This is a genomic window from Pseudomonas sp. AC463 (assembly GCF_979253585.1).
The window spans coordinates 185,738-194,289 of the sequence record NZ_CEEDDZ010000015.1 but is presented as its reverse complement, the minus strand read 5'-3'; the positions used below and the strand labels follow the sequence as shown (position 1 = coordinate 194,289).

General features: G+C 62.5%; 7 protein-coding genes. 3 read left to right on the top strand and 4 right to left on the bottom strand.

The features are described 5' to 3' along the window. Positions 1-259: 259 nt before the first annotated feature. Entirely contained in the window at positions 260-1,789 is a 1,530-nt protein-coding gene (locus AC0IYH_RS19975; RefSeq protein WP_122774804.1) for an AhpA/YtjB family protein, read from the bottom strand. Positions 1,790-1,922: 133 nt separating this feature from the next. On the opposite strand from AC0IYH_RS19975, the gene serB reads away from it, so the two are divergent. Then, positions 1,923-3,137, top strand: a complete 1,215-nt coding sequence (gene serB, locus AC0IYH_RS19970) for a phosphoserine phosphatase SerB (RefSeq protein ID WP_122774803.1) — start codon at positions 1,923-1,925, stop codon at positions 3,135-3,137. 72 nt (positions 3,138-3,209) lie between these two features. Here the strand turns inward: serB and asd are convergent, their stop codons facing one another. From asd to AC0IYH_RS19955, 3 genes are read right to left on the bottom strand one after another with little or no spacing between them, the layout of a single operon-like run. Beyond that, positions 3,210-4,070: an archaetidylserine decarboxylase gene (asd, locus tag AC0IYH_RS19965; protein ID WP_116627352.1), complete on the bottom strand. Its 861-nt coding sequence runs from the start codon at positions 4,068-4,070 to the stop codon at positions 3,210-3,212. Positions 4,071-4,086: 16 nt separating this feature from the next. Beyond that, on the bottom strand, positions 4,087-4,902 hold the full coding sequence (locus AC0IYH_RS19960; RefSeq protein WP_471835865.1) for a rhodanese-like domain-containing protein: 816 nt from the start codon (positions 4,900-4,902) through the stop codon (positions 4,087-4,089). A 57-nt stretch (positions 4,903-4,959) separates the two neighbouring features. Continuing rightward, positions 4,960-6,495 carry an HDOD domain-containing protein gene (locus AC0IYH_RS19955; protein WP_122774801.1) on the bottom strand — a complete coding sequence of 512 codons (1,536 nt, stop codon included), beginning with the start codon at positions 6,493-6,495 and terminating at the stop codon, positions 4,960-4,962. Between the two features lie 167 nt (positions 6,496-6,662). On the opposite strand from AC0IYH_RS19955, the gene motA reads away from it, so the two are divergent. Both motA and motB read left to right on the top strand, forming a co-directional pair. Further along, positions 6,663-7,514: a flagellar motor stator protein MotA gene (motA, locus tag AC0IYH_RS19950; protein WP_116627349.1), complete on the top strand. Its 852-nt coding sequence runs from the start codon at positions 6,663-6,665 to the stop codon at positions 7,512-7,514. 3 nt (positions 7,515-7,517) lie between these two features. Next, entirely contained in the window at positions 7,518-8,534 is a 1,017-nt protein-coding gene (motB, locus tag AC0IYH_RS19945) for a flagellar motor protein MotB (protein WP_116627348.1), read from the top strand. Positions 8,535-8,552: the final 18 nt, after the last annotated feature.

Genomic DNA, 8,552 nt, shown 5'->3' with positions numbered 1-8,552 from the left:
CCGCCTTTTTCCCGTATCCATTGAATCCTCCTGAAGATCGGTCAGAAGGTGTAAACCTTATTCAGGACGGGACACCCCACAAAAAAAGGCCCGCTGATTCAGCGGGCCTTTTTGTTTGTGTGCGATTTACTTGAGGCTTGTGGAGACCCAAATGTGGGAGGGGACTTGCCCCCGATGGCTGAATATCAGTTAGCACATTACTAACTGAGCCACCGCTATCGGGGGCAAGCCCCCTCCCACATTGGTTCAGCAGTGTTCTTTATGGCTTACGGGTCTCATGCATCCGCGCAAGCTGGCGCTCCAGCATCGACGGGTACGGCTCCATCAACCGCTCCACGCAACTGGCGCCCTCGGGGCTGGCAATCGGGCGGATACGCGCGCGCTGGCGAATCAGCGCGTCTTCACTGATCTTGCGTTCCACCAGCAGCAGGTTGCGACTGTGTTGCGACAAGGCCAGTGCATCCTGGGCGATTTCGGTAAGCAGCAGATCGATCTGGCTCATGCCAAACAGATCATCGCCCACCGTCAAGCCAAGCTGCAGTTGCAGGGTGATGCCGCTGTCCGCCACTTCGATCTGCAGGGCATGGCCCAGGGCGCGTAGCAGCTCGCCGCAGCAGATGGCGTTGGTCAGGTAGTCTTCGCCGCTGTCTTCACTGTGGAACAGCATCAGCGTGCTGCCATCGTTCAGGGTGTGCAGCTCGCTTTGGTACAGCGAGGCAGCCTGGTCGAGGCAGTCGCGATAGCGTTCCAGCAGCTCGGTCAGGCGGGCGCGGGGCAGGCGACGCAATTGGTCCTGGGCGCCCAGTTGCACAGCTAATACGGCGCTGTGCTGGGGTTCGGCATTGCGCTCGGGTGTTGGCTTGGGCGCGACGGCCGGGCTGTTGGCCGAGGTGTCGCGCAGGTCTGCGAAGGGATCTTCGTCGTCCAGTTCGTCTTCTTCGGCCTTGAACGCCTGGCGAGTCGCGGGTTTAAGGCCGGCCACCGGGGCACTCTCGTCAAAGCCCGGGTCGCGCAGGTTGCGCACTTCAAACTCAGGCTCGTCGCCGTAGTCGGTGTCGTCGTAGTCAGGCTCGGGCTCCACTGCGCGGGGCGCAGGCTCCGGGGCGAAGCTGGCGTGCAGTTGGCGCGCGAGGTCGCCGATCTCATCCTGGCGGTCGGTGGCCGGGGTGTGTTCGTCGATGTCCCGCAGCCAGATGCGCAGTTGCATCAGCGGCGTGGAGATATGCCGCCCCAGGCGCAGGCTCAAGGCCAGGGCCAGGGCCAGCAGGATCGCGCTGAGGATGCCCATGCTCTGCAGGCTGATGGTCATCGGCTGCTGGAACTGCTGCATGTCGAGGCTGATGCGCAGTTGGCCGGCCTTCACATCCTGAAACGTAATATTGCTCTGGTACAAGCCTTCCGCTTCGCCCAGCAGGCCGTTTTTCGGGCGCTGCCCGGCTTCGGCCATGATCCGGTTGTCCACGCTGTAGATGGCGGCGTGGGCCACCAGCGGGTTCTTGGTCAGGTTGTTGAGCAGCACGTTGAGGCTGAGGATGTCGTTGGACACCAACAACTCGGTCGCTGACGTGGCGGTCTGGGTGGTGAGGCTCTCACCCAGCGCATCGGCTTGTTCGTGCATGGCCTGCTTGAACTGCAAGCCCATCACGCAGGCATAGATCACCAGGGCCAGGGCGACCAGGATCACGTTATGGCTGGCGATGCGCAATGCGATCGGTACACGGCGGTGGCGCAGTGCCCGGAAGATCAGCAGGAAGAAGTTATCGGTTTTTACTGGCGTGGGCCGGTTCACTTGCGCTCGGCTCTTGGTCCGTGAAGTTGACGCGCAGTATAGCGACAGCCCTAGGACCGGCAAAGCGCTGGCTGTGCCCGATGGTCACTGAAAGTGGGTAGAATGCGGTTTTTTTCCAGCCTGGGGGTGCGCCTTGCGCGAAATTGTCCTGATTAACATCACCGGTGAAGATCGCCCGGGTCTTACCGCAGCCATTACCGGTGTTCTGGCCCAGGGTGGTGTGAACATTCTCGACATCGGCCAGGCGGTGATCCACGACACCCTGTCGTTCGGCATCCTGGTGGAAATCCCCAGCACCGAGCAGGCCTCGTCGGTGCTCAAGGACATCCTGTTCACGGCTTACAAGCTGGATCAGCAGGTGCGTTTCACCCCGGTGTCCGAAGAGGACTACCAGCATTGGGTGGCCGGCCAGGGCAAGAAGCGCCATATCGTCACCCTGCTGACCCGCAAGGTTACTGCCGAGCAACTGCAGCGCGTGAGCTCAATCACCGCGCAGTACGGCTTGAATATCGACCATATCGACCGTCTGTCGGGGCGTATGCCCTTGGACACGCCGGCCGACAAGGGCAAGGGCTGCATCGAGTTCTCCGTGCGCGGTGAGCCGGCCGACCCGCAGGCCCTGCGCGCCGAGTTCCTCAGCGTGGCCCAGGAACTGAATGTGGATATCGCCTTCCAGGAAGACTCGCTGTTTCGCCGCAACCGCCGCCTGGCCGTGTTCGACATGGACTCCACGCTGATCGAAGCCGAAGTCATCGACGAGTTGGCCAAGGCTGCCGGCGTGGGCGAGCAGGTGTCCGAGATTACCGAGCGCGCAATGGCCGGTGAGCTGGACTTCCGCGCCAGCTTCAAGGAGCGCCTGGCCCTGCTCAAAGGCCTGGACGTGAGCGTGCTGGACTCCATCGGCGCCTCTCTGCGCCTGACCGAGGGCGCCGAAACCCTGTTCGCCGAACTCAAGCGCCTGGGCTACAAGACTGCGATCCTGTCCGGCGGCTTCACCTACTTCGCCAAGCAATTGCAGGCCAAGCTGGGCATCGACTACGTGTTCGCCAACGAGCTGGAAGTGGTGGATGGCAAAGTGACCGGCGTGGCGGTGGAGCCGATTGTCGACGCCCAGCGCAAAGCGGACTTGCTGAAGGAGTTGGCCCACAAGGAAGGCTTGCGTCTGGAGCAGACCATTGCGGTCGGCGACGGGGCGAATGACTTGCCGATGCTGGCAATTGCCGGGTTGGGCGTGGCGTTTCGGGCCAAGCCGTTGGTGAAACAGTCGGCCAAGCAGGCGATTTCGACGCTGGGGTTGGATGGGGTGTTGTATCTACTTGGCTTGCGTGACCGTGATGGTCAGCTGTAACTGACAAAGCGCGGACAAAAATGTGGGAGGGGGCAAGCCCCTTCCCACATTTGAACTGCAATCGGCTTTAGATCAGGCCTTCGGCAAGCCCATACCCTGACCCATCTGCACCGCCGAACCCGCCACCAGTTCTTCAACCCACTTAACCTGATCCGGCCCGAACAGCACAATCGCAGTCGAACCCAGCTTGAAGCGACCCAGCTCCGCACCCTTTTCCAGGTGGATCGGCGCGCGGGCGGCTTCGTCGTAGCGGAATGTTTTCAGTTCGCGTTTCGGCGGCGTCACCAGCCCGGCCCATACGGTCTCAATCGACGCGACGATCATCGCGCCCACCAACACCACGGCCATCGGGCCGCGTTCGGTGTCGAAAATGCAGGCAACGCGTTCGTTGCGTGCAAACAGTTCCGGCACGTTCTCGGCGGTGGTCTGGTTCACCGAGAAGATGCGCCCGGGAATGTAGACCATCTCGCGCAGGGTGCCGGCCAGTGGCATGTGCACGCGGTGGTAGTCCTTCGGCGACAGGTACACAGTGGCGAAATCGCCGCCCATGAAGGGCGCCGCCACGGCCGCGTCGCCGCCCAGCAATTCCAGCACGCTGAAGCTGTGGCCCTTGGCCTGGAACACGCGGCCATGCTCGATCGGGCCAAGTTGGCTGATCGCGCCGTCGGCGGGGCTCAGCACCGCGCCAGGGGTTTGATCCAGCGGGCGGGCGCCGTCTTTCAACGCGCGGGTGAAGAAAGCGTTGAAATGCTCGTAGGCGGTGACGTCTTCGACCAGGGCCTGGGACATGTCCACTTGATAGCGCTTGGCGAACCAGGTGGTGAAGGCGTTCTTGAACCAGCGCACGCGGCACTCGGCAATGCAGCCGGCCAACCGCGACAGCAGGTGGTGTGGCAGCAGGTACTGGCTGAGGATAAACAACTGCTTTTTCATTTACTGTCCTTAAACCTTAAATCTCTACGGGGGTGTCTGGGTGGTTGCCCCATTCGCCCCAGGAACCGGCATAACCTTTGACTCGCGGATAACCGAGCGCCTTGGCCACCAGGTAGGTGAAGCCAGAGCGGTGGTGAGTCTGGCAGTGGGTGATGATTTCTTTATCTTTGGTCAGCCCGAGGTCTTCGAGGATCTGCGGCATGTCGCGGCGGATGCGCAGGTTGCGCGCCTTGTCCATTCCGGCGGTCCATTCGAAGTTCACTGCGCCGGGAATGTGCCCGCCTTTGGCCGCCAGCACTTTTTCGCCGGAGTACTCCAGCGGGCCGCGCGCGTCCCAGATGCCCAGGTCGGCCGCGCCGAGGCGGCTTTGCAGGTATTCGCGGGTGGCGGTGGGGCCGTCGTGCAGCGTGAGGCTGACCGGGCCGCCGACCGGGGAAGGTACCTCGGTGGAGACCGGGTGTTGTTCCTCCAGCCACGCCAGCAGGCCGCCGTCGAGGTAGTGGTATTTCTGGTGGCCGATCACGTCGAGCATCCAGATGAAGCGCCCGGCCCAGCCGCCGCCTTCGTCGTCGTAGACCACGTAGGTGGCGTCCGGCGTGTGGCCGAGTTCGCCGAAGAGTTTTTCCAGGTCGGCCTTGTGGGGCAGCAGGCCGGGTGCCGGCGGCTGGCCCAGTTGGGTGCGTTTGGGGTCAACGAAATGCGCGCCGGGGATGTGCCCTTCGGCGTAGCGGGCGGCACTGGTGAGGTCCACCAGAATCAGGTGTTCGGCATCCAGTTGACCGATAAGGTCGCTGGATTCGATCACCAGCGGCAAGCCAGAGAAGTCAGGCATGTGAGGTCTCCTGGGCACAAATGTTGGCGATAAAGGACGGCGATTGTAGCGCAAGCATCAGGCGCTGCGGTTGGTAAAGCTATGCAGGGCTTTCTCGATGCACTGGGCGGTTTTGCCAAAGGCCTGCACGGTGGTTTCCGAGAACGGCCCGCCGCCCTGGTCGGCCACCATCAGCATCACCACCTTGCCGTTGCAGCTCAAGGAGCGCAGCAGCAGGTGCTCGCCGGTAAACATCCGGCGCAGGATCGGCGGCAGCAGGGCCGAGAACTGGGCGTGGTTGTCCGGGGTGAGCCGCACCTGGGCAGATTTTTCCATCAGGCGCTGCAGCAAGGTACTGTTGACCACGTCCAGGCTCAGGTTGTCGGCGTCCTTGGGCAGGCCGTCGACCTGATGCACACGCAAGGTGCTCTGGGCGCGATCGGTCATCAGCAGCATGACCCGTTGCATACCGCTGGCCACCAGGGCCTCGCGGGCGCAGGTGGTCAAGTGCATGGCGTTGGCAAAGCGGCTCGGCTCCACCAGCAATTCGGTGCAGCGCTTGCGCCAAACGGCCAGGGCCTCGGCGGTGGGCGGTGGCGCCGGCAGCAGGCCACGGTGGATTTTTTGCACATGCCACGGCCAGATCAGCGACAGCGCCGGGTGCCAGAGGTCGGGCATCAAGGTGCTGCGGGCGCTGGTCGCGGCCTGCTGGTGAACCAATTGCTGCACCTCGCCCAAGGGCTGTTGCAGGTACAGCGCAGTGAGGTATTGCCAGCGCTGGGTGTGCGGGCAGGTCCAGGATTCCTGGGCCGACATCGCCAGGCCGTTGGCCAGCAGTACGGTGTTGGCAGGCTGGTTCAGCCAGCGGCGCAGGTTGGGTTCGGCATCGAGCAATTGCTGATGGCGCAGCGGATCGTCTTCGCGGGCGATATGCAGCGCCTTGACCAGCAAGCGCTGCTCGTTGCGCAGCAAGGTATAGCCCTGAGACACCCAGATCGGCAGGTGCCAGGTTTCGGTCAGGCCCAGGCACAGGTCCAGCAGGCGTACGCCGAACAGTTCCTGTTCAACCTTGCGGGCTCGCTCGCCTTTGTGGATAACCCGCAGCTCCCATTCTTCCAACAGCTTGGGGTAGGCCACCGCCATCGGCCACAGCGGCGAGAGAAACAACAGGCTGCCCCAGTGGATGTCTTGCCACAGCCGCGCCAGGCGGCTGCCGAACAAACCGTTGGCTTGCTGTGAGGCGTGCTGGCTCACCAGCAGCAGTTGGCGCAAGGCCACGGGTATCTCGTGCTCGGGCACCGAAGGCAGGCGCGCCAGCAGTTCTTCGGCGCGCTTGAGGCCAAGGCGGTTGAGCGCCACTTCGAGGTTTTCCGCCGGTTCCGCCAGGCTGCCTTGGGTGTGGCTATTTGCCTCACGCATCACGCTGAGCACCAGCGCCGGGCTGCTCTGCATCAGTTCGGCAATATCTCGCAACGAACTGCGGCTATCGCGGATGCCTTTGCACACGCGGTCGTGGCTGGCCTGGGGAACAGGCAGGAGCACATCGTCCAGGCGCTTGATCCAAGCGGCGAGAGAGTTGGGTTTTGCAGTTGGGACTGTCGTTTCATTAGCCATGATTGGGGCGCGATCATCACTTGCGGTCAACACGCCCGGAGCGGGCCGAACTGGCTTTTCGCCTTAACGGGCTATAGTCTGGCGCAGTTTTGCCGATAAGTAGAACAAGAGTTTTTCAGTTACACCAAATATGTCCATGAACCCGACGGCGCAAGTACTCATCTCCTATGGCTAAAATTATCGGCATCATCGTCGTCTTCGCGAGCGTGCTCGGCGGGTACGTCCTGTCCCACGGTAAAATTGCGGCACTGATCCAGCCTTTCGAGGTGTTGATTATCGGTGGTGCGGCGCTGGGTGCCTTCCTGCAGGCGAACCCCGGCTACATGACCATGCACGTGATCAAAAAATCCCTGGCCATGTTCGGTTCGCGCTTCACCCACACTTTCTATCTTGAGGTGTTGGGCCTGGTCTACGAGATCCTCAACAAGAGCCGCCGCGAAGGCATGATGGCCATCGAGGCCGACATCGAAGACGCCGCCGCCAGCCCGATTTTCGCCAAATACCCGGCCGTGCTCAAAGATGAGCGCATGACCGCCTACATCTGTGATTACCTGCGCATCATGTCCTCCGGCAACATGGCCCCCCATGAGCTGGAAGGCCTGTTCGACATGGAGCTGTTCAGCCTTAAAGAAGAGCTGGAGCACCCATCGCACGCCGTGACCGGCATCGCCGACGGCATGCCCGGTTTCGGTATCGTCGCGGCGGTACTCGGTATCGTGGTGACCATGGCCTCGTTGGGCGAGGGTGATCAGGCCGCCATCGGCATGCACGTAGGTGCGGCGCTGGTCGGTACCTTCTTCGGTATTCTCGCGGCCTACGGCTTCTTCGGTCCGCTGGCGACCTCCCTGGCACACGACGCCAAGGAAGAAATCAACTTGTACGAATCGATCAAGGCCAGCCTGGTGGCGTCCGCTTCCGGCATGCCGCCATCGCTGGCGGTGGAGTTCGGCCGCAAGGTTCTGTATCCGAAGCACCGCCCAAGCTTCGCCGAGCTGGAACAAGCGGTTCGCGGTCGCTAAGCCATGGAAAACAACCAGCCGATAATCATCAAGCGCGTCAAGCGCTTCGCTGCGGGGCACCATGGCGGCGCCTGGAAAATCGCCTTCGCCGACTTTGCGACGGCGATGATGGCGTTCTTCCTGGTGCTGTGGCTGATGTCCACCGCAACGCCCGAACAGAAGATCGCCATCGCCGGCTACTTCAAAGACCCGATCGGTTTCTCGGAAAGCGGCACGCCCTTCGTGATCGACCTGGGCGGCTCGCCGCAGCTGGCGCCTGAGCGCACCATCAACCCGGAAATCAAGACCGAAGCGCCCCAGGAAAAAATCCCGATCGAACGTGACACCGTCGAGGCCATGGCCGAGCAGGTCGAGCAGGAACGCCTGGAACTGTTGCTGCAAGAGTTGCAGACCAAGGTCGAAGAAAACCCGCAGTTGCTGAAGTTCAAGGATCAGATTTCCTTCGAGATCACCCCGGACGGCTTGCGCATCCAGATCACCGACGCGGCCAACCGGCCGATGTTCGACTCCGGCAGCGCGCGCCTGAAGCCGTACTTCGAAGACATCCTGCTGGCCATGGCCGACACCATCAAGGCGGTGCCGAACAAGATCAGCATCAGCGGCCATACCGACGCCAAGCCATACGCGGGCCAGGGTGATTTCGGCAACTGGGAGCTGTCGGCCAACCGTGCCAACGCGGCTCGCCGCGCACTGGTCGCCGGCAGCTACCCGGACCCGCAAGTGGCGCGCGTGGTGGGTTTTGCCTCCTCGCAGCTGTTTGATCACAAGGATCCGTTCAACCCGATCAACCGCCGCATCGACATCGTGGTGCTGACCAAAAAGGCCCAGCGCGCGATTGAAGGCGACCAGCCACCCGTCGCGCCAACCCCGGGCGCCGGCGCGCCAGGCGAAGTACCGGCCGACCCGAACGCCCTGCCGCCAGGCCAGGAGCCGTTGCCGGCCCATGAGCTGCGGCAGAAGCTGAACCTGTTTGATGATGGTGGGGTTAAAGATCCTACGGCGCCTAAGGCGGGGTCGTAGTTGACCGCAGGTATTCGT